This window comes from Psychrobacillus sp. FSL H8-0510 (assembly GCF_038008345.1).
GTDB classification, from domain to species: Bacteria; Bacillota; Bacilli; order Bacillales_A; family Planococcaceae; genus Psychrobacillus; species Psychrobacillus psychrotolerans.
In genome coordinates this window covers 1,671,957-1,697,041 of sequence record NZ_JBBOYZ010000001.1, presented here as the reverse complement: position 1 = coordinate 1,697,041, position 25,085 = coordinate 1,671,957, and the positions used below count along the sequence as shown (strand labels likewise).

Annotated in this window: 23 protein-coding genes; 3 read left to right on the top strand and 20 right to left on the bottom strand. The window is 35.7% G+C overall.

Translation table 11 applies throughout. From position 1 onward, the window contains the following. Positions 1-49: 49 nt before the first annotated feature. From odhB to MHI40_RS08260, 5 genes are all read right to left on the bottom strand, one after another. Positions 50-1,282 (bottom strand): 2-oxoglutarate dehydrogenase complex dihydrolipoyllysine-residue succinyltransferase, encoded by a 1,233-nt coding sequence (gene odhB, locus MHI40_RS08280; RefSeq protein ID WP_340762237.1) that lies wholly within the window; start codon positions 1,280-1,282, stop codon positions 50-52. 28 nt (positions 1,283-1,310) lie between these two features. After that, on the bottom strand, positions 1,311-4,112 hold the full coding sequence (locus MHI40_RS08275; protein ID WP_340762236.1) for a 2-oxoglutarate dehydrogenase E1 component: 2,802 nt from the start codon (positions 4,110-4,112) through the stop codon (positions 1,311-1,313). A 263-nt stretch (positions 4,113-4,375) separates the two neighbouring features. Beyond that, the gene (locus tag MHI40_RS08270) at positions 4,376-5,752 is read right to left on the bottom strand and encodes a HAMP domain-containing sensor histidine kinase (RefSeq protein WP_340762235.1); all 1,377 of its coding nucleotides are present in this window, start codon (positions 5,750-5,752) and stop codon (positions 4,376-4,378) included. Beyond that, the gene (locus MHI40_RS08265; RefSeq protein WP_340762234.1) at positions 5,749-6,426 is read right to left on the bottom strand and encodes a response regulator transcription factor; all 678 of its coding nucleotides are present in this window, start codon (positions 6,424-6,426) and stop codon (positions 5,749-5,751) included. The genes MHI40_RS08270 and MHI40_RS08265 overlap by 4 nt, the downstream gene beginning before the upstream one ends. A gap of 68 nt (positions 6,427-6,494) precedes the next feature. Next, positions 6,495-8,147: a diguanylate cyclase domain-containing protein gene (locus MHI40_RS08260; RefSeq protein ID WP_340762233.1), complete on the bottom strand. Its 1,653-nt coding sequence runs from the start codon at positions 8,145-8,147 to the stop codon at positions 6,495-6,497. Positions 8,148-8,505: 358 nt separating this feature from the next. Between MHI40_RS08260 and MHI40_RS08255 the strand changes: the two genes are divergently transcribed. Next, positions 8,506-9,051: a GNAT family N-acetyltransferase gene (locus MHI40_RS08255; RefSeq protein WP_093534370.1), complete on the top strand. Its 546-nt coding sequence runs from the start codon at positions 8,506-8,508 to the stop codon at positions 9,049-9,051. 37 nt (positions 9,052-9,088) lie between these two features. Here MHI40_RS08255 and MHI40_RS08250 read toward each other — a convergent pair whose 3' ends face one another. Then, positions 9,089-10,165 carry an undecaprenyldiphospho-muramoylpentapeptide beta-N-acetylglucosaminyltransferase gene (locus MHI40_RS08250; RefSeq protein ID WP_093534372.1) on the bottom strand — a complete coding sequence of 359 codons (1,077 nt, stop codon included), beginning with the start codon at positions 10,163-10,165 and terminating at the stop codon, positions 9,089-9,091. A gap of 46 nt (positions 10,166-10,211) precedes the next feature. Here MHI40_RS08250 and MHI40_RS08245 point away from each other — a divergent pair, with 46 nt between their 5' ends. Next, the gene (locus tag MHI40_RS08245; protein WP_093534374.1) at positions 10,212-11,555 is read left to right on the top strand and encodes an MATE family efflux transporter; all 1,344 of its coding nucleotides are present in this window, start codon (positions 10,212-10,214) and stop codon (positions 11,553-11,555) included. A gap of 527 nt (positions 11,556-12,082) precedes the next feature. Here the strand turns inward: MHI40_RS08245 and MHI40_RS08240 are convergent. The 6 genes from MHI40_RS08240 to MHI40_RS08215 form a co-directional block, all read right to left on the bottom strand. Then, complete coding sequence (locus MHI40_RS08240) at positions 12,083-13,012, bottom strand: CAP domain-containing protein (protein ID WP_340762230.1); 930 nt, start codon at positions 13,010-13,012, stop codon at positions 12,083-12,085. Between the two features lie 159 nt (positions 13,013-13,171). After that, positions 13,172-13,432, bottom strand: coding sequence for a hypothetical protein (locus tag MHI40_RS08235; protein WP_340762228.1), 261 nt, complete (start codon positions 13,430-13,432; stop codon positions 13,172-13,174). Next, complete coding sequence (locus tag MHI40_RS08230; RefSeq protein WP_340762227.1) at positions 13,425-14,330, bottom strand: CobW family GTP-binding protein; 906 nt, start codon at positions 14,328-14,330, stop codon at positions 13,425-13,427. Before MHI40_RS08230 ends, MHI40_RS08235 begins: the two co-directional genes overlap by 8 nt. A gap of 64 nt (positions 14,331-14,394) precedes the next feature. Further along, positions 14,395-15,876 (bottom strand): lmo1851 family serine protease, encoded by a 1,482-nt coding sequence (locus MHI40_RS08225; RefSeq protein WP_340762226.1) that lies wholly within the window; start codon positions 15,874-15,876, stop codon positions 14,395-14,397. 143 nt (positions 15,877-16,019) lie between these two features. Further along, entirely contained in the window at positions 16,020-16,724 is a 705-nt protein-coding gene (deoD, locus tag MHI40_RS08220) for a purine-nucleoside phosphorylase (protein ID WP_093534383.1), read from the bottom strand. Between the two features lie 71 nt (positions 16,725-16,795). Then, positions 16,796-17,017 carry a YozE family protein gene (locus MHI40_RS08215; protein WP_093534385.1) on the bottom strand — a complete coding sequence of 74 codons (222 nt, stop codon included), beginning with the start codon at positions 17,015-17,017 and terminating at the stop codon, positions 16,796-16,798. Positions 17,018-17,161: 144 nt separating this feature from the next. Between MHI40_RS08215 and MHI40_RS08210 the strand changes: the two genes are divergently transcribed. Beyond that, positions 17,162-19,003, top strand: a complete 1,842-nt coding sequence (locus MHI40_RS08210; protein WP_245762609.1) for a methyl-accepting chemotaxis protein — start codon at positions 17,162-17,164, stop codon at positions 19,001-19,003. Positions 19,004-19,478: 475 nt separating this feature from the next. Here MHI40_RS08210 and msrB read toward each other — a convergent pair whose 3' ends face one another. The 8 genes from msrB to MHI40_RS08170 form a co-directional block, all read right to left on the bottom strand. After that, positions 19,479-19,889 carry a peptide-methionine (R)-S-oxide reductase MsrB gene (gene msrB, locus MHI40_RS08205; RefSeq protein WP_245762610.1) on the bottom strand — a complete coding sequence of 137 codons (411 nt, stop codon included), beginning with the start codon at positions 19,887-19,889 and terminating at the stop codon, positions 19,479-19,481. Continuing rightward, a complete protein-coding gene (gene msrA, locus MHI40_RS08200; RefSeq protein WP_340762225.1) occupies positions 19,890-20,411 on the bottom strand; it encodes a peptide-methionine (S)-S-oxide reductase MsrA in 522 nt (173 codons plus the stop codon). An 11-nt stretch (positions 20,412-20,422) separates the two neighbouring features. Then, positions 20,423-20,995 carry a YpmS family protein gene (locus MHI40_RS08195; protein ID WP_093534387.1) on the bottom strand — a complete coding sequence of 191 codons (573 nt, stop codon included), beginning with the start codon at positions 20,993-20,995 and terminating at the stop codon, positions 20,423-20,425. Between the two features lie 12 nt (positions 20,996-21,007). Beyond that, entirely contained in the window at positions 21,008-21,814 is an 807-nt protein-coding gene (locus MHI40_RS08190; protein WP_340762224.1) for a GDSL-type esterase/lipase family protein, read from the bottom strand. Between the two features lie 67 nt (positions 21,815-21,881). Beyond that, positions 21,882-22,721, bottom strand: a complete 840-nt coding sequence (locus MHI40_RS08185; protein ID WP_340762223.1) for a DegV family protein — start codon at positions 22,719-22,721, stop codon at positions 21,882-21,884. 60 nt (positions 22,722-22,781) lie between these two features. Next, on the bottom strand, positions 22,782-23,540 hold the full coding sequence (locus tag MHI40_RS08180; RefSeq protein WP_340762222.1) for a lysophospholipid acyltransferase family protein: 759 nt from the start codon (positions 23,538-23,540) through the stop codon (positions 22,782-22,784). Beyond that, complete coding sequence (locus tag MHI40_RS08175; protein WP_340762221.1) at positions 23,518-24,006, bottom strand: dihydrofolate reductase; 489 nt, start codon at positions 24,004-24,006, stop codon at positions 23,518-23,520. Before MHI40_RS08175 ends, MHI40_RS08180 begins: the two co-directional genes overlap by 23 nt. 18 nt (positions 24,007-24,024) lie before the next feature. Continuing rightward, positions 24,025-24,969: a thymidylate synthase gene (locus tag MHI40_RS08170; RefSeq protein WP_340762220.1), complete on the bottom strand. Its 945-nt coding sequence runs from the start codon at positions 24,967-24,969 to the stop codon at positions 24,025-24,027. Positions 24,970-25,085 lie beyond the last annotated feature (116 nt).

Here is a 25,085-nt window from a genome sequence, read left to right as displayed (position 1 = left end):
CCTTATTATTCTACAAAAAAAGACTCCCAACGAAGGGAGTCTTTTAATATTAGCTATTTAGTAATAGGTCTTCAGGACTTTCAAGTAATTCTTTAACAGTTTTTAAGAAACCTACTGAATCCTTGCCATCGATTACACGGTGGTCATAAGATAATGCAATGTACATCATTGGACGGATTTCAACTTCATTTCCAACAGCGATTGGACGCTTTTGAATTGTGTGCATTCCTAAAATACCAACTTGTGTACCATTTAGAATAGGTGTTGACATTAATGATCCGAATACTCCACCGTTAGTAATAGTGAAAGAACCACCTGACATATCAGAAAGAGTTAATTTGTTATCACGAGCTTTTTTAGCAAGTTCTCCAATATTAGCTTCGATTTCTGCAAAGTTTTTACGGTCTGCATCACGAACGATCGGAACTACAAGACCACCTTCGGTAGAAACAGCGATACCAATATCATAGAAGTTATTTTTCACAATATCTGTACCATCAATTTGAGAATTTACATACGGATATTTTTTAAGTGCTGCAACTACTGCTTTTGTAAAGAATGACATAAATCCAAGACGCACATCATTTTGTTCAAAGAATTGATCTTTTTTACGTGAACGAAGTGCCATAACATTTGTCATATCAATTTCATTGAAAGTTGTAAGCATAGCTGTATTTTGTCTTACTTCTAGTAGACGTGTTGCGATTGTTTGACGACGACGAGACATTTTTTCGCGAGTCGTACGACCATCATCTTCTTTAGGAGCACTAGCTGTTGGTGCTGGTGCTGCTTTTGCAGGTGTTGGAGCCGAACCATGAGCTGAAACGTCTTGTACACGTACGCGACCCATAGGATCTACTGGTGAAATCTCACTTAGGTTAATGCCTTTTTCACGAGCTAGTTTACGAGCTGCAGGACTAGCAATAGTACGGTCTTGCTCAGATGAAGTTTCTTCTGCTACAGGCGCTGTTTTAGGCGCTTCCGGAGCTTTAGTTTCTTCTTTAGCTTCAGGTGCTACTGCTGTTGGTGCTGATGTATTTGAACCTGATCCAGCTCCAACTACTGCAATTACTTGCCCTACTTGAACTGTATCTCCTTCAGCTGCTAGAAGTTCACTAACTACTCCAGCCTCTTCGGAAATAACTTCAACGTTTACTTTATCTGTTTCAAGTTCAACGATGAACTCACCTTTTTCAACTGTATCACCTGGTTGTTTTAACCATTGTGCAATGGTACCTTCTGTAATTGATTCTGCTAATTCTGGAACTATGATGTCTGCCACTTAAATTTCCTCCTCTAGTAATCCTATCTTATAAGCTTTTTAAAGCTTCTTCAATAATACGTGCTTGTTCTACTTTATACGTATCTCCATCACCTTCTGCAGGACTTGCTCTATGCACACGACCTACATAAGTAATTTCTTGATCTTTTGCTATTTCTAATAGATATGGTAGAGCAAAGTTCCATGAACCCATGTTTTCTGGTTCTTCTTGAGCCCAAACAAGTTGTTTCGCATTTGGGAAACGAGAAACAATTTGTTGAATCTTTTCTTGTGGGAATGGATACAGTTGTTCCACACGAACAATATGAATATGATCGAAACCTGCACCATCTTTTACTTTGTCTGCTAAGTCTATTGCAAGTTTACCACTAACAAAGATAATTTTCTCTACTTTGTCTGCTTGTTGGCCTAAACCAGGTTGCTCCACAACTGTTTCAAATTGACCAGTTGTTAAATCTGCTACATCAGCTCCAACTAATGGATGACGTAATAAGGATTTAGGTGAAACAATGATTAACGGACGAATAGCATCTTCCTTAAGCATTTTTGCTTGTCTGCGTAAAATGTGGAAATAGTTAGCAGCACTAGATAGATTTGCAACTGTCCAGTTATTTTCAGCCGCTAATTGTAAGTACCGTTCTAAACGAGCACTAGAATGCTCAGAACCTTGGCCTTCAGCAGCATGTGGCAATAGCATAACCAAGCCTGATTTAAGACCCCATTTAGCTCTCGCCGAACTGATAAAGTTATCGAACATAACTTGTGCCATATTTGCAAAGTCACCATATTGTGCTTCCCAGATTGTTAGTGAGTTATTATCCTCTAAGTTATAGCCAAATTCATACCCTAATATTGCTGCTTCTGTAAGTGGACTATTATGCACTACAAATGAAGCGTTTCCATCACTAATCGCATGAATTGGTGTTAATTCAGCACCAGTTTTTTCATCGTGAAGTACTAAATGTCTATGAGAGAAAGTCCCACGTTGTGCATCTTGACCAGATAAACGGATAGAGTTTCCTTCTTGTAAAATTGTTGCAAATGCTAATGTTTCTGCATGGCCCCAATCGACTTTCCCTTTACCTTTGAACGGTTCTTCACGGCGCTTCAATATTTTTTCTAGCTTTTTGAAAGCATTAAAGTCAGCTGGCCATGAAAGTAAATCTTCATTGATTTTAGCAAGCTTACTCTCTTCTACCCCTGTTTGAATTTCTGGCATACCATCTAATACAACTTCTGGTATAACGATATCATGTACAGTCGATGGTGGAAGTTCTTTCACACGATCATAAGCTTGTTGCATTTCAGCGAAAACAGACTGGTCTAATGATTTGACATCAGAATTCTCCATTAAGTTTTCCGCTACTAACTGCTTGCCGTATAACTCACGAACAGTTGGATGCTTATGAATAGAATGATACATGGTTGGATTTGTTACTAACGGCTCATCCATTTCGTTGTGACCATAGCGACGATAACCTAGTAAGTCAATCACAATATCTTTCCCGAATTTTTGACGGTATTCATGCGCAAATTTTGCAACCCCAATTACTGCCTCAGGATCATCCGCATTCACATGAATGACAGGAACTTCATAACCTTTTGCTGGATCAGAAGAATAGTTAGTTGATCGAGAATCATAATGTTCAGTAGTAAAACCAATCATATTATTAGCAATAATATGGATAGAACCACCTGTTTGATATCCACGAACTCGACTATAGTTCAATACTTCTGTTACTACCCCTTGACCTGGGAAAGCTGCGTCTCCATGTACTAAAATAGCAAAAGCCGCATTTTTATCTTGAACAGGATAACCGGCCTCATCTGTTGTTTCTTGTGCAGCACGTGTTTGACCAGTAACAATAGGACTTACTACCTCTAAATGGGAAGGGTTATACGCAAGTTTTACTGTTAAACCAGATTGAGAGCGATAGCTTGCCCCTTTATGGTACTTAACGTCACCAAACCAACCTTCCGAAAGTTCAAGTGAACCATCCTTCGGTAAAAATGATTCAGTAGGAACATGTGCAAACTCTGCAAACATCATTTCATATGGTTTATTTAGGACATGAGTTAATACATTTAGTCGACCACGATGAGCCATACCTATATTTACTTGCTTTGTATTTGTTTTATTGGATTGACGAACTAATTCATCCATTAATACAACTAATGAGTCTAAACCTTCAATGGAGAAGCGTTTAGCTCCAACAAACGTACGATGGATGAACTTCTCAAATCCTTCGACTTGTGTTAAACGTTTAAGTAATTGTTTTTTGTCTTCAGCTGAAAGCTTTTCTCTTATAGCACCTTTTTCAATCTTTTCTTGTAACCAAGTACGTTCTTCCGTATTGACAATATGAGCAATTTCAAACGCAATTTTATCTGTGTACATAGAACGCAAATATTCTATTGCTTGTAAACCATTCATTATATTGGCTGGAGCATTTTTAATAAGGAAAGAAACGGGTACTTCTCGTAAATCTTGCTCAGTTAAACCATAAGTAGTTAAATTTAGCTTTGAATCTTCTTTTGGTCCATCATTTAATGGATAAATATTAGCCGTTAAGTGACCATGATTCCGAATGGCATCTGCTAGTTGAATGGCATTAACCACTTTTTCAAAGTTATTAGGCTCTACAATAGGTGTATCAGGGCTGTTTGATGATGATGAAGCGGGCATCTTAGGTGCTCCATATTGCTTAAACAACTCTACTAATTCAGGATCCACATCGTCCGGAGACTGTAAAAATACATCATACTGCTCCATCACATACCCAAGGTTCGGACCAGAAAAAGCTGACCAAGGTGTTTGATTGTTCGACATTTAGAAAAACCTCCAACATTTTGTGCCTTTTAGGCATTTATCATAAATACATTTAAGTGGATAAAAAGTTCTAGAGTAATACATGTAAAAAATACACGCATATACCTCTATATAGTTTACCACTCTTTTATATAGTCTCAAACTATCCTTATATAAGAACAATTTTTCCATCTCAATCTTACTACTATCGGGAAAAAATACAATGGTTTTTTTCAAAAAAATTCAGTAATTCGTCATATTTTTTTTACATTGCTACTGAATGATTATTCACTTGTTAATTTAGGGAATAAAATGTAAAATTTTGTCCATTTCCCTTTTTCACTATCCACAGAAATGGTTCCCCCGTATTCATTTACTAGACTTTTTACTATACTTAATCCCAAACCAGATCCACCTCTACGTTTGGTTCTAGCTTCATCAACGATAAAGAAACGCTCGAAAATTTTAGGTAACAATGTTCTTTCAATACCTACTCCGTTATCTTCAAGTGTAATCTGGACATGGTCCATATTACAAATAACTGTTGCTTTAATAAATGGTTTCTTGTCATTATATTTTATCGCATTTTCTATTAGATTACGCAGAATTTGCTCAAGAGCTGTAGGCGGAACAGGAACTTTTACTTGCATTTCTCCTTTAATTTCAATTATCGTCTCCGGTGATAGATGTAAGTAATTTTGTTGCAACTCGTGAAGCACAGATATTACGGAAGTAGCTTCCTTCATCGTATGATGCTCATTTTTTGCTAATTTTAACATTTCCTCGATTAATAACTTCATTTTTTGAATTTCTGTAAGCGATATTTCTAAAGACTCATCTAAAATGGCACGCTCTTCTTTTCCCCATCGATTCAACAATGATAAATGTCCTTCCACTACTTGTACTGGGGTACGCAATTCGTGAGATACATTATGGATAAATTCATCTTGTCTCGAAATGGTTGTCGATACTTCATCCATTAGTTCCTTATAAATTTTCAAAAGCTCTCCGATTTCATCTTCATTGTTGTAGACAAAACTGCCTGATTTAGAAAACTTAGTCTGTTTTGCAAGCTGCATTTCATCTCGTAATTCCTTAATAGGTTTCAACAAAACCGAAGACAACATATACCCTACTAAAGCCGAGAGGACAAGCGCAATTAGAGCGAATATTCCCATGGCTATTAATATATAATTCATGAGCTGAGAAAAGCTATCTAAACTATGAGAGATTTGTACGTATCCTTTAAACAAACCAAAGTCTAATTCCTCCACTTTATGAAAAATTATATGACCATCAATTTCTTCTCTAATAAATTCCTCTGTTTGAAGTGTAAATGACTTTGGAAAATTACTGGCATCATTGATTCTTAGAATTTCTATACCATCGTTATTCAGTACACGAACGGATTGTTGTTGATTGACCAGCTGATTGAGTAATGTTCTGTTTTTTTGAATATCTTGTATGGAGATGATTGGACCATTCGATTGGAAAAAGTTAGTAACCTCATCCAATGTATTTTGAGCAGTTTTTTCCTCCGAAATTTGCAGCCAGTTAAAGAGCGAAAAATATAAAATAATACACATCATAAGGAAACTTAAAAATATGGAAATCGCTGAAGCATAAGTCCACTTACGCTGTAAAGTCCATTTTCTCATCATCTCATCACATATCCTACGCCTCTAACCGTTTCAATTAATGCTGCAATATCGGCAGGAAGTTTTTTTCTCAGATGCCTTATGTATACATCCACCACATTTGTTTCTACCTCTACATCATAGCCCCATACTTTTTCCAAAATGTTATCTCTAGTCAGTACCATATTAAAATTCTCCATTAAATACACCAGCATATCGTACTCGGTTTTTGTTAACTCAATTTCTTTTCCCTCATAGAAGACCTGATGCGCTTTTTGCTCAACAGTTAGTCCCTTAATCGACAACTCGTTTTTCACTTTTTCTTCAGATGGTTCTATTCTTCTTAGTACAGCTCGAATTCTAGCTAGTAATTCCTCAATAGCAAAAGGTTTAACAATATAATCGTCCGCACCTGACTCTAACCCAGAAACTCTATCTATAATTGCATCTCTAGCCGTGATTAAAATAATAGGAGTACTTTTCTTCCTACGTACTCTTCGGCATATTTCTAAACCGTTTAAATTTGGTAACATAACATCGATTAACATAAAGTCATAAGCATGATTAAGTGCCAAATCTGCCCCTTCCCGTCCATCATGAGAAACAGTAACTTGATAATTTTCATGCTTTAACTCAAGTTCCACAAATTTAGCAATATTTACTTCATCTTCTATTAAAAGAATATGTTGTTGCGTCATATCCTCCGCTCCTTCCATCTTGGTTTTATATTATATAGCATAACCTAAATCAAGAAAAAACCGTTCCATTATGAATGAACGGTATTGGAATATATATAATTGTTTTTTCCATTCTTCTTGGCTATATAAAGTGCTTGATCTGCATTATCTAAAAGCTCGTCTACTGATGAGCCATCATCCGGGAACATAGCAACTCCTATAGAAGAGGTAGGTGAAAAGTAAAAGTCATCTATTGTCCAGCCTTTACGCAAGTTTTCTTGTATAGATTGAATAATTTTATCCAAACCATTGCTTCTGCCATTTACATAGTCGTTGATCTGATCAACAATTATGACAAATTCGTCTCCGCCGATACGATATACATTAAACTTATAGTCCAAGCTTATTTGAAGCTTTTCAGCGAAATAAGTTAGAAACTGATCCCCTACATCATGCCCATATTGATCGTTTATGGCTTTGAAATTATCACCATCTATATATAGTAAGCCTACATTCGGAAACGCTAAACAAGCGGAAGAAATATATTCAGGAAGATCTTCATAAAAGGAACGTCTATTTGGTAGACTAGTTAAACTATCATGATAAGCCATAAACTTTAGTTGGTTTTCTAAAGCTCTCTTTTCTGTTATTTCACGAGATACTATAACAAACGACTTTTCCTTACAATCGTCTACTGTGCTCTCCACGGACGTCACAGAAGTATCAGTCCAAATCGACTTTCCATCCTTTTTTTGAAGGAGAAGTTCTAATCGAAAATTATCTAACATTTTTATCTTGGAGAAACTCACAGCTTCCGTTTGATCAGCGATAAGATTAAAGTAATAACTACCAAGTAACTCTTCTTTATCGTAATTTAAGATAGTTTCATGACTAGGTGAGGAATAAAGCAAGTATCCTTCGGCATCCGTAATAGCAATTAAATCATTCGAATACTCCGTGATTAACTTAAAGGACCGTTCAATATTGCGCAATTCCTTTAACATACGATTCTTTTCCGTGTTATCAAATTGTACCGTTAAGTACTTTTCAATTTCCCCTAAATCATCTTTTATAGGTACAACAATAGCATTTACCCAGAAAAAAGAGCCGTTTCTCGTTCGATTACGTATTTGACCATTCCAAATATGTCCATTACTGATGGTGTCCCACATGTCCTTAAAAAAAGATTCATCATGATAGTTAGAATTTAACATGTGAAAGGATTTCCCGATTACTTCTTCCTTTTTAAACCCCGTAGTCTTTTCAAACAAATCGTTTACTACTTCAATTATTCCTTTTTGATTGGTCATGGCAACAAGTGCAACTTCATTGATAGCTTCTCGATACGTCTCTAAAAGATAGGTAGATTCTCTTAAATCTTGTGTTCGTGAAACTTCTCTAGTCATTGCGAGAATATAAGTGTTTCCATTATCAAAAATAGGAATTACAGTTGTTTCGTTTATATGTGTTCCACTTTGTACACAATGATGATCCTGGTAGCAAACAGATCCTTTTTGAGCACACGCACGATTATATTGTTGAATAATCGTTCTGTTATGAAATTCACTAAAGCATTCATCTAAAGTTCTCCCTATCGGATTCTCTGAAAAAAGTTCAGCTGCTTTTTTATTGATAAACTCATAGACATAAGTAGAATCTTCTTTTCTCATAAAGAACACATATTCATCAGATAAATCATATAATAAATGGAATTGAGTATGGTTTAAAAAGGACTTAGACATCTATTTTAAAAGCTCCAATCGAGTTCTATACTTTGCTATATTAATCATATGTATTTATGTAGAAACTTACAAGTATCTTTCATCTATTAATTGAAAAAATTTTTACAAAAATTTAATTATTTTTAAAATACTTTCTACTATGCAAAACCAAAAAAAATTAGTATATTATTAATGCAAATAATTTTATAAGGCAAAGTTCGCTTTGCCGAGGGAAGGCAAATGGTGCGCCACCAGTTTTGAGCTGGTCCTAGTAGGTTCGATTCCTACCCCGAAATTTTTTATGCACGTTGAAGTGAAAAATTTCAGGGGAACTAGGATGACTATGCTCATTTATGGGTTCTTTTAGGGGGCGCTTTTTTTGATAAAAAAACGAGATTTATTTGAATGTACATCTCTTTATGAACTAATGTCAGATCCAACCATTTTGCCTTTCGTACGTCAAAAAGCAAATTCTGCTGACGAGTATTGGTTTATGACCAAACAGTTAATGGAAGAAGAAGAAAAAGGAACTGTTATTTCTCGTACTATTATTAGTGATTTTGGCCAGCCAATTGGCACTATAAATCTGTTTGATGTAGAAGATGGAGCAGGATTTTTAGGCACTTGGATTGGCAGTTCGTTTCAAGGTCTTGGTTACAATAAAAAAGCTAAAGAACAATTTTTGCAGGAAATTTTCTTTGAATTAGATATACAAACTGTTTTTTTACGTATTCGAAAAAGTAATAGTAAAAGTATTCGTGCAACAGAAAAACTCAGATATGCATTAAAAGCCAATGAATCTCATCCTTCTATCTATGCAGAGGTTAACAAGACAGAAGAAGTATTTGATCTTTACTATATACCAAAAGATTTGTTCCACTTAGTACTAATGCAACAAGAAAACGAAGAAGAACAAGCAATGTAAAAAAACTCCCGTCACTTCATTAAGTGACGGGAGTTTGTTATTTTTGGTAAGTTAATAATAGGTCAACAAATTGTTCAGGTGTTTTAGAAGCATTAACCTCGAACATTCGATCAATCATTTCTTCTTTCTCATCTACAAGTCGATTAAAAGAGTCCATAAAAGTGGTAGCTGTAAGATCTTCCTCTTCTAATATAGAAGCAAATCCTTTTTTCTCAAAATATTTAGCGTTTAAAACCTGATCCCCTCTACTCGCATGAACGGATAAAGGAATAAGTAACATTGGTTTTTTCAGTTCCAAAAACTCAAATATAGAGTTCGAACCAGCTCGGCTAATTACATAATTAGATATTTTCATTAAATGTGGTAATTCATTGGTTACATATTCAAAAGCGATATAGTTCGGTTTCCCGACTAATAGCTCATCTTTATTGCCTTTTCCACATAGATGAATAACTTGAAATCTTTTTGTCAATTGCTCAATATTCTGTTTGATTACTTCATTGATCTTTGCAGAGCCTTGACTACCACCCATAACAATAATTGTTTCTTTTGATGCATCGAAACCGGTTAACTGTTCTGCAATTTTTTCATCACCATGAAATAAATCAGGACGCAGTATCGCTCCAATAGATGAAGCCTTGTTTGCCGGTAAATGCTTAATTGTCTCTTCGAATACAGTAAAAATATGTTCTGCAAATGACGATGCAATTTTATTGGCAAGCCCTGGAGTTAAATCTGATTCATGAATGACAACTGGTATATTGGAAAGCTTCGCTGCCAGTACAACCGGTACAGATACAAAACCTCCTTTAGAAAATACAACAGAAGGCTTTACTTTTTTTAGCACAGTAATGGCCTGCATTGTTCCATACAACACTTTAAATGGATCAGAAAAGTTTTTTATGGAAAAGTAACGTCTTAACTTCCCATTAGAAATTGGGTGATACGGAATATTAGGGAATTTATCCCCGATAATTGTTTTCTCTATTCCATTATAAGAACCAATATAATGGATATCGTATTTTTTCTTTATTAACTCGGGTATTATGGCTTCATTTAACGAAACATGACCAGCCGTCCCTCCACCCGTTAATACTATTGTGTTATTATTCATTAATAATCTCCTAACTAATTTATAACTTTAAAGGATGTATGCCAACATGCACGAAATGAGAACTCTACCAGAAAAAAGTAAGTATATGATTAAGATCGTTTTACCCATATTAATCACGCAAATTGCACTCTATTTGATGACCTTCTTTGATATCCTGATGACAAGTAAATATAGCATTACCCATTTAGCTGGTGTTTCTATAGGTTCCTCTTTATGGGTGCCTGTATATACCGCCTTAACCGGTATACTAATAGGCATTACGCCAATTGTAGCACAATTAATCGGAGCAAAAAAGAAGAAAGATGTACGTACCTTTGTTCATCAGGGTTTTTATATTGGAATATTGCTTGCAATCGTTGTTTTTGTAGGTATTTTTCTAGTCATTGACCCTGTACTAAATTTAATACCTCTTGAAGCTAGTGTACGCATCGTAGCAAAGAAATATTTATTGATGTTGTGCATTGGACTAATTCCGTTATTTTTGTATAGCGTTTTACGGTCGTTTATCGATGCATTAGGGAAAACAAGAGTGTCTATGTTTATCATCTTAGTATCTGCTCCCATTAATATTGTTTTAAATTACCTACTTATTTACGGTAAATTGGGCTTACCAGAATTAGGGGGAGTCGGAGCAGGACTTGCCTCTGCGATTACATACTGGCTCATACTGCTGATCGCCATTATTATCGTACTTCGGAGTAACCCATTTGCAGAATTACAAATCTTTCACAGATGGACTAAACCCTCTTTAGTGAAAATACGGATGCTCATGAAGATTGGAGTGCCGATAGGTTTATCTCTATTTGCAGAAACCACTATATTTTCTGCAGTTACCATTCTAATGAGTGTATATTCAACCGAGGTTATTTCCGCTCATCAAATAGCGATGAATTTTACTTCACTGCTTTATATGGTTCCTCTTAGCATTGCCATGGGGGCAACTATTCTAGTCGGTCATGAAATAGGGGCAAATCGATTCGCTGATGCTAGGACCTATAGTTGGTTGAGCGTTGCAACAGCAATTTGCTTTAGCTTAGTTTCTATTTCGATATTGTTGTTATTTAGAGAACAAATAGCCTCTGTATATACGAATGATAAGTATGTAATCGAATTGACCGTTCAGTTTTTCTTCTTCGCCGCATTGTTCCAATTGTCTGATGCGATTCAAGCACCCGTTCAAGGAGCATTACGTGGATATAAAGATGTGACGATCACCTTTATCATGGCGATTATTTCCTATTGGATTATTGGCTTACCAACCGGTTATATTCTAGCCAATTATACGTCGTTTGAGCGCTTTGGATATTGGATTGGATTGATTGTAGGATTATCTATAGGGGCTATCACACTTACGATAAGACTTGTTTATTTACAGAAGAAAATGAAGTAAAAGTGCGCAGCTCCGATGTATATCCCTAAGGTTCCACTTTTCCCAAGTCAATATCCACGAATAGTAAGTAACGTGTGGAGCACGTTTGTGAACCTTCAGTGAACTGCAAGTAACTGTTCGTATAATAAAGCGATACTCAGACAAATCAAATCTCAGCAAACTACGCACCAAATAATTTATACACAAAAAGCGACGCATAGGCGTCGCTTTAGACTGTAGACAAACTTAATTTTAGATGTATAGAGTTGAATATTAAACTCGGCAATGCCCACCACTTCGCTTTCCGTGGGCTTGGCTTCAGCCTCCTCGTCACTACGTTCCTGCGGGGTCTTCAGCTCAAGCTATCCCACAGGAGTCTTCGTGGTGGACCTTGCCTTATAAACAGTTCCAATTGAGTATTCAATATCTTACTTTTAATAGGATGAATAAAACTCTTATGAATATTTATTACTATTCATAACCATTTATAAAAATACCTTTGTCGTCAAACTGAAGCGACGCATAGGCGTCGCTTTTTTGTGTGTTAATTATTTACCGATAAATTGCTGTGTCCAATAATAACCACTATCTGATAAACCTACGCCAATATGTGTAAATGAGCCGTTCATAATATTAGCTTTATGACCAGGAGATTTCATCCACGCGTCTACAACTTCAGCTGCGTTACGTTGACCCATTGCGATATTTTCTGCAGCCGATTTATACGTAATTCCAATTGATTTCATTTGATCAAATGGTGAACCGTAAGTTGGGCTTGTATGTGAGAAATAATTTTTATTTTTCATATCTTGAGATTTTGCTTGTGCAGACTGAGTAAGTTTTGTATCGATTTGAAGTGCTTTCAACCCTGCTTTAGCACGTTCTTGGTTAGTTAAATTCACCACTTGCTGAATTTCAGAAGTAACTTTAACCTCTTCTTTCACTTCAGTCGTTGGTTTTTGCACTACAGGTTCTTTTACTGTAGGTGCTGGTTGTTGTACTGCAGGTTTTTGAACTGTAGGTTCTTGTACTGCAGGAGTTTCTTTTACCGGTTCTTTAACAACTGGCTTTTCTTGAACTGGTTCTTTTACTACAGGTTTTTCTTCAGCTGGTTTAGCTGGAGTTACCACTTCTGGTTTTTTAGCTGGTTCTGCTGGTTTTTCCACTACAGGAACCGGTGCTTTTTCTTCTGTTTGTTTTTCATCTTCTTTAGCTACTGGTTTGTTCACTACTTGGCCTATATTAATCTTAGAAACATCCTTAAGATTTAGAAGCTTTGCAAATGATAACTGCATATTGTAATTCCATTTTACTTTATAAGAAAGATTTTTTGGAACTTCCCCATTAAATACAATGGATGTTTTTGCCTCGGAAGTAGTTGGTGAAAACCCAGTATTCATAGATGCGCTAGCTGTACTGGCAGAGATTAATAATCCACTAGCTAATACTCCAGCCATAATCGTATGTTTTTTATTCATGTTTCATTTCCTCCTTCTTTTGTGCTCCCCTATTGTAAACACAAAATGGAATGAAATTTTCACATAAAATATACCAATGAATCCAATAGAATATTTTTTTCTTTAAAATCTACAAGTCTAGCAAAGATTTATGGATAACTTATCCACTATGCTAAAATATTAGCTTTTACAATCGGTTGACAGTTTTTTATATTCTTCGTTATACAGTTCAATCATCATCTGTTGTTCGCTGACCGATAGCGTACTATTACTAATACGATCGAGTGCCAATTTATACTTCTGTTGAATAGATACCCTAGCTCTAGGATGAGTAAATTCGTCCAATAACTCAGACCGAATAATAGTTCTAACCTCTTCAACAGTTTGTATATTATTAACGGAGTGACGATTTTGGTAGAGTAACTGAAACGCACTAATCATTTGGCGTATTTCCAATTACAGTGATTGCTTCTACCTGATCTCCAATGATTACAATCTGTGGCTCCATTTTTATATATTCTGGTAACCATTGCACCATACCATATGCATACTGAAACAGAAAAGGGTTTTTATAGCCTACTAATGGTACATAACCCTTCATACGATAGACGGTATCTGGGAGTTCTTTTACCCATTGTTCGAACACTTCTTTTTCCACTGGCTCCGAAAAAGTATGTAAGCGGGAAGATAAGGTCAGTTGCTTACCTATTGCCGCTTGTTTAACTTCTTGACCATGATAAGTTGCTTCTAGACCTGTAATCATATTCAATGGCAATTTTGCGTTAGAAGTCTGAATAATAGGTGCGTGACTATTAAAACCTTGAATTTGCATCGTTACCGTAGCTACTTCATCTTCAGAAAGAAGATCTATTTTATTTGCTAGTATTAAATGCGCATGTTTTATCTGCTCCATAAATAACATACGTGTTTGAGGGGTCATTTTGTCACGCTCAAGCCATCTTTTACTATCTGCTACTGTAATAATACCCTTCATATTTAATCTATTTGCAAAATAAGGAGATAACACGGCATCCATTGCTTCGACTGGATGAGCTGCACCAGTAGTTTCGATTAAGAGGACATCAAACACTTCTCCCTCTAATAACATTTGCAACTGTGCCTCCATTTTTTCAGAACCTGTACAGCATATACATCCTTCTAACATCTCTTTAATAGGAACATCTTCATCCACAGATCGACTATCAAATGGTAATTTTCCTAATTCATTCATGATTACTGCTGGCTTTAAACCCTTTTCTTTCATTTGTTCGATTAAATGTGACAATAAAGAAGTTTTCCCACTTCCTAAAAACCCACTAAGTAAATAGACATCCTTCATAATTTTAAACTCCCTTAATCTCGTTGAAAAAGCTGACCGTATAGGCCAGCTTTCATCCAACTCTTTATTTGTTTAACAAATCTTTCACAACTTCTTGCGCTTTTAACAACTGAGGATCTTCTTCTAAAATTTTCTCTCTAAGTAAATTCATCAATTGATAAGAAGTATCGCCATCTATATCACCAGAAACTTTAAGTTTGTTGTCGGTCTGGAACTTCTTCACAGCAGCATTCATCTCTGCGTCATAGTTACCATCTACTTCACCTACATCATATCCAACTGCCTTTAACATTTCTTCAGCAGTTTGAACTGCTTCGGAGGATTGGTTAGTTTTCAATGTTACAGTAGTATCTAGAGGTGGTAACATAGCATAGGATGGATATTCCACAACGTGATCTGGAAGAATCCCTTTTTCATGAATCCAGTTACCTTCTGGCGTTAACCACTTAGCAGTTGTAATTTTAATATTAGAACCATCCGGTAAATCATTTACTGTTTGTACAGTCCCTTTACCAAAAGAATTTAAGCCTACTAATGGTACATTTGCAGATTCACTTAAGGCACCAGCCAATATTTCTGAAGCTGAAGCACTACCTTCATCAATGATTAATGTAACAGGTACTTTGATACGAGTTCCATCGGTAGCTACTGTAACCTCTTTGTTATCCTGAATTTCAATTTGCAGTAAGTTCTTTCCTTCTTCTACAAAGAGATTAGAAATATCTATTGCAGAAGATAGTAAACCTCCTGGATTTTGACGAACATCAAGTACTAACGCTTTCATGCCCTCTTTTTCCATGGCATCAATCGCTTTTAACAACTCATCATATGTGTTTGTTGAAAAACTCGATATAATAATATGTGCCACTTGATCATCCAACATTTCTGCATATACGGTTTCAATTGGAATATCATCACGGACAATTGTTACATCCATTACAGCATTAGTACCACGTTGTATAGATAGTGTTACTTCTGTTCCTTTACTACCACGAATAAGTAATACTGCTTCGGAAGCACTAAATCCTTTAATATCTTTTCCATCTACTGCCATAACTTTATCATTTGGCATCAGCCCTGCTTTTTCAGCAGGCGAGTTTTTAATAGGTGACACGATATTAATAACACCGTCTACTTCTTGAATCTCTGCACCTATCCCTTGAAAACTAGAAGATATATTTTCATTGAATTGAGAAGCCTCATCCTGGTTCATATAATCGGAATATGGATCTTCTAAAGCATCAATCATCCCGTTAATAGCACCATTAATCACAGCTTCTTCATCAACTTCTTTATAATATTCTTCTTCTAATTTATCGTAAGCTAAATACAATTTAGAGAACTCAGATCGCTCGCTCTTATCACCTGCATTTACATTTACAACTTTTTCATCCCCCCATGTTAACGCAATCAGTGTAACAGCTGCTGTTGCTACAACAAGGGCAAAAATAGTTAATAGGAAAACAAATGGTTTCATTTTAATATATTTGGATGCTGGTTTTATTTCTGTAATTTCTTCTTCGTTATTTTGTTTTTGTTCGTCCAAATCCTTCACCCTTTTCAAAAAACTTCTTTAAATAATGTATGTAATATTTAATAATTTAAGTCATCGTATTATTTTAAAAAAGACTGTCATATAGATGACAGTCTATTTATGATTGTTATCTTATTCAAAGCTAATAGTAGTTGTTAGTCTTGAATTGCAGCTTCTAATGCAACTACAATCATATCATTGAACGTTGTTTGACGCTCTTCAGAAGAAGTTGCTTCTCCTGTGATAATATGATCACTAACTGTTAAAACAGATAATGCTTGACGTCCAAATTTAGCCGCAAGTGTATAAAGAGCTGCTGTCTCCATTTCTACAGCAAGAACTCCGTAGTCCGCCCACTTCTCATTTTGTGCGTTCTCATTGTAGAATAAATCAGCTGTAAATACATTCCCAACTTTTAAATTCAATCCAGCTTCTTTGCCTGCATTATATGCTTTATATAGTAAGTCAAAGTCAGCTGTTGGAGCAAAACTTATATCATCCAAAAGAACTTTGTTCATAGATGAATCTGAAGATGCACTTTGAGCAAGAATTACGTCACGCACTTTCACATCTTTTTGGATTGCACCACAAGTTCCAACGCGGATTAACTTTTGTACATCATACTCATTCATCAATTCTGTAACATAAATAGATATAGATGGCACTCCCATTCCTGTACCTTGTACAGAAATACGTTTTCCTTTATAAGTTCCCGTATATCCAAACATGTTACGAACCTCATTATACTGGACAACATCTTCTAAGAATGTTTCCGCAATATACTTCGCACGTAGTGGATCTCCCGGTAATAGGATTGTGTCTGCAATTTCACCTTTTTTAGCATTAATATGAATACTCATTTAAATAACCTCATTTCTAATACGTTTCGGCTTAATGATACCGTTTTTTTCCTATAATTGCAATGAACTTGCTACTTAGAATCCTCTATATAATACTCCCATATTTCATCAAATACAGTTGCAGGCATATTCGGATCTGCTAGCTCTTCAATATACAACGAAACTTTATCGAAAGAAGTTTCTGCTTTTGGAAAATCGTGGTGGTTAAACATACTATTAGCAAATACTGCCTTTTCATCATCCTTTTGACCCCCACGATACTTTAATGCAAATAAATAAAACGATTGTCTCATAAAATTTCCCTCCTTTAGTCCTGAAGACTTATAAAAAAATAAAAAAATGTAGATAATTCAAACTAAAACAAGTAAACTTAAAAATGATAATAGTTTGACATATTGAAAGGATTGGTCTGATTGAGAAGTAATACTACCAGGAATTTGAAATCCTTGAAATTCCCCTCTATAAAAAGAAATCGAACGAGTAAAGAAAAAGCTAAACGGGAAAATCCTTTATCTCTTTTTAAAAGATTAAAGAAAAAGGATAATAAATTAGATAATAATGATACATCCAAAGGGAGTTTCTTACAATCCATACGAGGGCGAGTATTAATAATATTCACCGTTCTTATCATTATTTTAATATTAATGCTTGTACTGACCTCTACCAAAATGTTCTCTGCTCAACAAGCTCTAGAGAAATTTACAAATGTGGATATAAAAGAGCAGATGATGGTCAATCAGATTGCGACCGAAATAGCTCAACTTGCCAATGCAGAACAAAGTTATATTATTACCGGTAAGCAAAATTATATGGCAAGCTATAAAAAATATAAAGACTCAACTATTACACATATTAAACAATTAACAGAAACATATAAAAATCGTCCAGAAGAATCACAAAAATTACAATCAATTGATCAATTTTTCACAACATACTTAGGATACTCAGAACGAGTAATCAAAATTCGTGATGAACAAGGTATAGAGGCAGCACAAAAGTTAGTTAATACAGGAAATGGTAAAACTGCGATGAATTATGTGGATGTACATATCGCTGCAATGAATGAAATTCTGGAGAAGAAAAACATTGAACAAATTGCTTTGTTAAAAAAAGAAAATAATACATCACTTATATTATTCATAGCTCTTACTGTTTTTTCTGTCATACTTACTTTGTCATTTGGTATTTTCCTTTTCTATTCTATTAAGCGGAGTACTAATGCTATAAACCGCTCTATATTAGATATTGCTCAAGCTGGTGGAGATTTAACTAGACGAGTAAAAGTTAGATCAAAAGATGAATTTTCCGAGATAGCTATGAGTACGAATGTATTGATATCATCCATAGCAGACCTTGTAAGAAGAGTGAGAGAGCTTACCGTAAATGTCTCGGCTAGTGGTCAAGAATTAATGGCTTCCTCAGACGAAACCGCCTTAACGATACAATCTATTGCTGATTCTACCAACGAAATTGCTGTCGGTAGTGATCAAACATTAAGAAGTATGACGGAAGCAATTCAAAAGATGAATTCATTAGAAGAAGCAACAAGGTACTTAAACAATGATGCGCAATCAGTTAAACAAGCTACCGATCACATGATTGAAGCTGCTCAAAAAGGTGGAGAATCTGTACAGCATTCATCCAACGTAATGATGAGTATCGAAGAAACAATGGCTAATACGACTCAAACTGTAGAATCACTTGGTATCAAATCTCACGAAATTACATCCATTATAAAAACGATAACAGCTATTGCAGAACAAACAAATCTTCTAGCATTAAATGCTGCAATTGAAGCTGCTCGTGCAGGAGAACATGGCAGAGGATTTGCCGTTGTTGCAGATGAGGTTAGAAAGTTAGCAGAACAATCCCAGAAGGCTGCAAAAGAAGTTACTGGCATTGTAACTTCTATACAAACTGAAGTTACTTCTATTGTTAAACAAAATAAAGAAGGTGTCGAAAGTGTAATTCGCGGAGTTGAAGTTGCAAACGAAACGAATACTTCACTAGACCAAATTATGAATCAAACAAATGAAACTATTTCCATCATCGATAAGATGGTAAAACAAATCGAAGAAACACTAAACTTTAGTCAAGAAGTTGCTGCATCTTTTATAGAAGTAACGCAAATTGCCGAAAATACAGCATCCAACACGGAAACGTCCGCTGCTGCTGCTGAACAAGGATCTGCTGCAATGCAAGAGATTAATGCATCTGCTGTGGAATTATCGCACCAAGCAGATGAATTAAGCAAAGTAGTAAATGAATTCAAACTATAATTTCGTTACCCCCAAAAGACCAGACGATCCTTTAATGTAAAGACTAATTCAATCGTTCTCGAAGGCTTTAGACAGACGGTTGCTAATGATTACTGAAAGAAAATTTTTAGAGATGCTAGTTTGATTGTGACGGACGTCACAACGAACCAGCATCTCTTTTTTTGGGTAATTTTATGGCGTTTGCCTGTCCGGTCACCCTTCTACAACTCCTCGAAACAGGTAAGTCCATTTCGGATAACAAGAGAAAAAATACTTTCTTATTCATTGAGGAAGCTTTCGAAAATGCAATTTCACTACTTTAGGTAGTACAAACCGAAAGATAATGCTCTTAGTCTTCCGTTCCGTTAACTAACTGAAACGGAGATCATAGCGGTATTATTGGTTGATTAACGGGAACTCAATATACACGCGAAAACTTGTTACTTTAACTAAAAAAAGGAAGTGGATTCCCCACTTCCTTTTAGTTATTCATTTATTAAAATAATCTACTATACTCTTCATAGCCTTCTTCAGCTAATTTTTCCTTTGGTACAAATCGTAGTGCTGCAGAATTGATACAGTAGCGTAGCCCAGTTTCTTCCTTAGGACCATCCGGGAACACATGTCCAAGATGAGAGTCCGCAGTTTTACTTCGCACTTCTACTCTTCTCATGCCATGGGTATCATCAAACTTCTCTAAAACCTCATGTTCTTCAATTGGTCGAGTAAAGCTTGGCCAACCACAACCTGCATCATATTTATCTTTTGAATGGAAAAGAGGCTTGCCAGATACTATGTCTACATATATACCTTCATCAAAATGCTGATCATACTCTCCTTGAAATGGAGGCTCCGTACCATTTTGTTGGGTTACATAAAATTGCATTTCTGTTAAATTTTCTTTCATTTATAGCCCCTCCTTTATACTTTCCACAAATGCCGCTCTCCCTGATCCCGTAAAATAGCCATTATAGTGTGCAGGGTTTTTCTTATAATAATCTTGATGATACTCCTCTGCAGGGTAAAACTCCGCGGCAGGTAGTATTTTCACTGCAATTTTAGCTTTAAATTTGCCTGAAGCATCCAAAGCATCCTTAGAAGCAATCGCTTTTTCTTTTTGCTCTTCTGTATGATAAAAAATAGCAGTTTGATAAGATGATCCTCTGTCAAAAAATTGACCATTGTCATCAGTTGGATCTATATTCAGCCAAAAAATTTCTAATAAACGATCATATGAAAAAACAGCTGGGTCAAAAGTGATTTGTACTGCTTCATAATGTCCAGTTGCATTAGAACAAACTTGTTCGTATGTCGGATTAGGTACATGTCCACCCGTGTATCCTGAGACTACTTTTTCAATTCCATCGTACGAATCAAAAGGCTTCACCATACACCAAAAACAGCCGCCTGCAAAAGTTGCTTTTTCCATTGTTTTGCCTCCTATTCTTTCGGTATTACAATCTCAAGCGTAATGATATCCTCTGCTAAATTCAACTCTTTTGCTCGAACTCCAACTCCAGAGTCCATGGGAATATCAGATAATTGAATGAGGACTTCTTCTTTTTCTGGATCTACCACCATCCATTTTGGAAGCTCAATCGAATCTCTCAGGAGCTTTAAAATGGTTTCAGGATCCAAACTTAATCGTCCAATTTCGACGGAAGATTGCTCTAAACGAATATTTCCATTCTCTTCTACATATGGTTCAAAAAACATTCTTACCGGCAAGTTAATAGAAAAAGCAGTGAACTCTGATGACAAAACAATTTGATCATCCACTGATATTTGAAGGGGAAGAGGCTTATCTCCCATCGCCTTTTTAAGATAAGTATTGGCAATAGCTTGAAAATCCTCTTTCGTAGCGTTTACAGTTAACACATTTCCTTCTGCTGGTGTGTTTGTTTCCTCTATCCATACAGACTCAACAGGAGCTGTTATCCAATAAACAACAGTTCCAATACTGCCGATCAAAAGTAGTACTAATAAAAAAAACGCGATTTTCCACTTATTCAATCCATCAACTCCCTAAAACAACAATTCCCTGTTATCCTCATCTATTAAACCACAATCTTGCATTGAGCTAACTATTTCATCTATAACAAGCTGATATCCCTTGCTATTGGGATGGAAAAAGTCTGTATGATAAACCAAATTTGTATTTGTTACGAAAAGATGATCAATTGGTATAAAACAAGCATTCATATCATCTTCAGCCATCTCTTCGATAGCTTCATTCCAATTATTTAAAATTAAATCAAATTCAGATTTCTCATCTGTAACAATCGTAATAGGATTATATAAACCCATGATGATAATTGGGGCAGTACTATTAATCTCCCTAATCTCATCAAGAATCTGTTCATAATTCTTTTCGAATTTATTTAATTCCTTCTCAAAAGCCTCAACTTTCAAATTAAATAAATCTTTTTTTATTACTTTCATGATGTCATTTCCACCAATAGTTAAAGTAATTAAATGAGCTTTCCGGATATGATGATCAATATCTCTAGCTTTTAACATTTTTAATAGTTGATCACTTCTGCGCCCTCTTTTTGCAGTATTGGTTAAATCTACAGCTTCTATTCCATTGTATTGTGAAAAATGTTGCTGGAGCCTTCCAAAGTATCCTTCCCTCTTTAACTCATCTCCAACTCCTTGTGTTAAAGAATCCCCAAGCCCAACGACTTCTATCGTTCTCGGGAAGAACTGAAAAGGAATAACATAATCTTCAAAAAGCACATCCTGTTTTTCCGAAAAGCTAACCTCCACCATATCATTGGAATTACATCCTACTAGAAAGATAATGCTTATAATAATTATTAAATATCTCATTTGCAGAAACCCCTTTTGGTAAAACAAAAGCAGGGAAAAATACGCTTCCCTGCCCTCTGCCTTTTACCTATTCAGTCATATACATAAATCCAATTGCTCCTGGTCCTGTATGCGTACTAATAACGGGAGAGGTAAACGAAACTTGGATGTCTAAAAAACCTGACTCCTTTATTAAATTCATCAAAGGAGTCGCCATAGAAAACCCATTTGCATGCGAAATACCTACTGCTTTGACCACTTTCCCTTTTGTATCAGCTATATACCGGTCAAATAAGTAATTAACAACTTGTTTATGACTTCTTACTTTTGCAATCGGTGTATACTCCCCACCCGCTAAGCTTGCAATTGGTTTAATAGAAAGTAATGAACCGAGCATTGCCTTTCCTTTTCCAATTCGTCCACCTTTCACAAGGTTATCCAAAGTATCTACGACTACAAATAAATCAGACTTGCTACGAATATCTTCCACTTTTTGAATGATTGCTTCTTTTGTCTCGCCATTGGAAGCCATTCTAGCTGCTTCTTCCACTTGAAATAGTAATGCAAACGATATAAATTTCGAATCGATTACAGTAACATCTGCAGTTGACATTTCAGCAGCTGCTTGTGCTGATTTGACAGTTCCACTCATGCCACCAGTCATATGTATAGAGATAATTTGATCACCATTTTTACCTAGCTCGTCGTATAATTCTTTAAACACTCCTGATGATGGCTGCGATGATTTTGGCAGTTCTTTAGATGTCGCCATTTTTTCTAAAAATTCCTCTGGGTTTATATCTACTCCGTCGATATATGATTCACCATCAATATGAATAGTCAAAGGTACTACATGTATATTATATTGTTCTATCAGGGCTGATGTTAAATCCGCTGTAGAATCAGTTACTATATGAACTTTCGTCATATGCTATCCCTTCCCTTCCTACTTATTACTATTATAAGAAGAATACTGGTGTTCTGTAAACTATTTGATAGCTGAACTCATAAAATCGATTTCTTTAGCAATGATTGTATGTAAATCCTCTATAATTTTGTTCGGTTCATTGTGGGCAATATTCTCTACAGTGTATGTGGGTAACACGCTTATTTGAACGTTAGCAGGACAAATTTTATTATTATTTTTTTCCATAATGTTTGAAGTGCCATATATGGCTATTGGAACAATTGGAACATTGGCCATTTTTGCAATTCGTACAAATCCTGATTTAAAATCGCCTACTTCTCCTCCCTTGCTTCTTGTACCTTCTGGGAAGATTAAAATAGAGTGCCCCTTTTTTAAAATGTTCACAGTATCCTCAATTGACTGATAGGAACTTTTTCGATTGGACCTATCTAAAAATACACAATTCATTTCTTCCATCCACTGCGAGATAATGGGAAGTTTTTTTACTTCTATTTTCGATATGAATCCGAAAGGTTTGGGAATATACGCTAGTAAACTTGGAATATCGAAATTCCCTTCATGGTTGGAAATGAACAACACAGGCCCACTTGGAAGATTTTCTTCCCCTTGAAATCTGAAAGTACTTTTCGTTCTTTGTAGAATTCCACTTGACCATAATTGAGGCACACGATGAACAAGTCGATCATATTGCTCAGTAGTAATGATATTCTTTTGCTTTTTAATAGTTATTAATTTAGATAAAGAAACTGGTAAATATCCAAACAAAAATCCAAAAGTTCTTAGACTCGAAAACAAATTATTCACTAACCTTTCGTTCATAAACCAAATAAGCATAAGTAATACCATCTGGCGTTTTCATATCTTCCGTTGTTTCAACTAACACCCAGTCATCACCATATGGCGGGAAATAAGTATCTCCTTCAAAACTTTGTTGGATAAAAGTTATATAAAGTCTATCTGCTTTAGGTAAAACAGCTCGAAAAATTTGTTCACCCCCAATTACCATTACTTCTTCATGATGAGCAGAGGCTATTTCAATTGCCTCAACTAGGTCTGTCACTACCTCAGCACCCTCAATTTTATAATCGGGATTTCTCGAGACGATAATATTTTTCCGTCCTGGTAGCACTCGCCCGATGGATTCAAATGTATTTCTTCCCATTACAATGGCTTTGTCCATCGTTGTTTTTTTAAAGTAAGCAAGATCACCTGGAATATACCAAGGCATTTTGTTTTCAAATCCAATTACACGATTAGGATCATGTGCAACAATTAGTGAAATCATTTGTTTCCTCCTCTAATTTTATACGGCAATTGGTGCCTTAATTCGCGGATGCGGATCATAACCCTCTAATGCAATATCTTCTATTTCAAAATCAAAAATAGACTCTTTTTGGTCGTTCAATAGAAGTTCTGGCAATGCACGCGGCTCTCTTTCCAATTGAGTTGTCACCTGTTCCATATGATTTACATACAAATGAGCGTCTCCTAAAGTATGTACAAATTCTCCAACTTCTAAATGGCATTCTTTAGCTATTAAATGTGTTAATAAAGCATATGAGGCAATATTAAAGGGAACTCCTAAAAATACATCAGCACTCCGCTGATAGAGCTGACAAGATAACTTGCCATTTGCAACATAAAATTGCATAAAGGCGTGACATGGTGGTAAAGCCATTTCATCTACCTCTGCCGGGTTCCATGCAGTAATGATATGTCTTCTAGAGTCTGGATTTACTTTAATCTGCTCTATAACATTACGCAATTGGTCAATCGTTTGACCATCCTTCGTCGGCCAAGATCTCCATTGACGGCCATAGACTGGGCCTAAGTCACCAAATTCTTCTGCAAATGCATCTTCCGATAATATCTTTTCGCAGAATAGATCCATTTGCTGTTGCACAACATTTTTAAATTCCGGATCCTTTGCTGCCCGAACACCAAAATTTGTCATGTCAGGTCCCGTATATTCTTCACTGTTTACCCATTTTTCAAACGCCCATTCATCCCAAATATGATTATTAGCTTGTATAAGTGTTTTGACATTTGTATCACCTTTTAAAAACCATAGTAGCTCGCTGACTACTAAACGAAATGCCGTCTTTTTTGTGGTAAGAAGAGGAAATCCTTCTGACAGATCAAAGCGCATTTGATAACCGAAAACGCTTTTTGTACCAGTTCCGGTGCGATCTCCTTTTGTAACTCCACTATTCATAATATGTTTACACAAAGTAAGGTATTGCTCCATGTCATATCCCTCTTTCCGTTTTCATACAAAAAAGCTCTCACTATGAGAGCCATTTTGGTGGTGTGTTTTTTGACCAAAACCCAATCCATTTAGCAATGTATAATATTTTAATACTA

Bases quoted from the DNA above. Each gene is read 5' to 3' on its own strand.
- msrB (WP_245762610.1), bottom strand. From the start codon at position 19,889: ATGAAAGAAAATTTAACAGAAATGCAATTTTATGTAACCCAACAAAAT.
- MHI40_RS08170 (WP_340762220.1), bottom strand. From the start codon at position 24,969: ATGGAGCAATACCTTACTTTGTGTAAACATATTATGAATAGTGGAGTT.
- MHI40_RS08245 (WP_093534374.1), top strand. From the start codon at position 10,212: ATGCACGAAATGAGAACTCTACCAGAAAAAAGTAAGTATATGATTAAG.
- MHI40_RS08180 (WP_340762222.1), bottom strand. From the start codon at position 23,540: ATGAACGAAAGGTTAGTGAATAATTTGTTTTCGAGTCTAAGAACTTTT.
- MHI40_RS08185 (WP_340762223.1), bottom strand. From the start codon at position 22,721: ATGACGAAAGTTCATATAGTAACTGATTCTACAGCGGATTTAACATCA.
- MHI40_RS08215 (WP_093534385.1), bottom strand. From the start codon at position 17,017: ATGAGACAATCGTTTTATTTATTTGCATTAAAGTATCGTGGGGGTCAA.
- MHI40_RS08275 (WP_340762236.1), bottom strand. From the start codon at position 4,112: ATGTCGAACAATCAAACACCTTGGTCAGCTTTTTCTGGTCCGAACCTT.
- MHI40_RS08240 (WP_340762230.1), bottom strand. From the start codon at position 13,012: ATGAATAAAAAACATACGATTATGGCTGGAGTATTAGCTAGTGGATTA.
- MHI40_RS08235 (WP_340762228.1), bottom strand. From the start codon at position 13,432: ATGATTAGTGCGTTTCAGTTACTCTACCAAAATCGTCACTCCGTTAAT.
- MHI40_RS08265 (WP_340762234.1), bottom strand. From the start codon at position 6,426: ATGACGCAACAACATATTCTTTTAATAGAAGATGAAGTAAATATTGCT.
- MHI40_RS08230 (WP_340762227.1), bottom strand. From the start codon at position 14,330: ATGAAGGATGTCTATTTACTTAGTGGGTTTTTAGGAAGTGGGAAAACT.
- deoD (WP_093534383.1), bottom strand. From the start codon at position 16,724: ATGAGTATTCATATTAATGCTAAAAAAGGTGAAATTGCAGACACAATC.
- MHI40_RS08270 (WP_340762235.1), bottom strand. From the start codon at position 5,752: ATGATGAGAAAATGGACTTTACAGCGTAAGTGGACTTATGCTTCAGCG.
- MHI40_RS08190 (WP_340762224.1), bottom strand. From the start codon at position 21,814: ATGAGATATTTAATAATTATTATAAGCATTATCTTTCTAGTAGGATGT.
- MHI40_RS08175 (WP_340762221.1), bottom strand. From the start codon at position 24,006: ATGATTTCACTAATTGTTGCACATGATCCTAATCGTGTAATTGGATTT.
- MHI40_RS08260 (WP_340762233.1), bottom strand. From the start codon at position 8,147: ATGTCTAAGTCCTTTTTAAACCATACTCAATTCCATTTATTATATGAT.
- msrA (WP_340762225.1), bottom strand. From the start codon at position 20,411: ATGGAAAAAGCAACTTTTGCAGGCGGCTGTTTTTGGTGTATGGTGAAG.
- MHI40_RS08250 (WP_093534372.1), bottom strand. From the start codon at position 10,165: ATGAATAATAACACAATAGTATTAACGGGTGGAGGGACGGCTGGTCAT.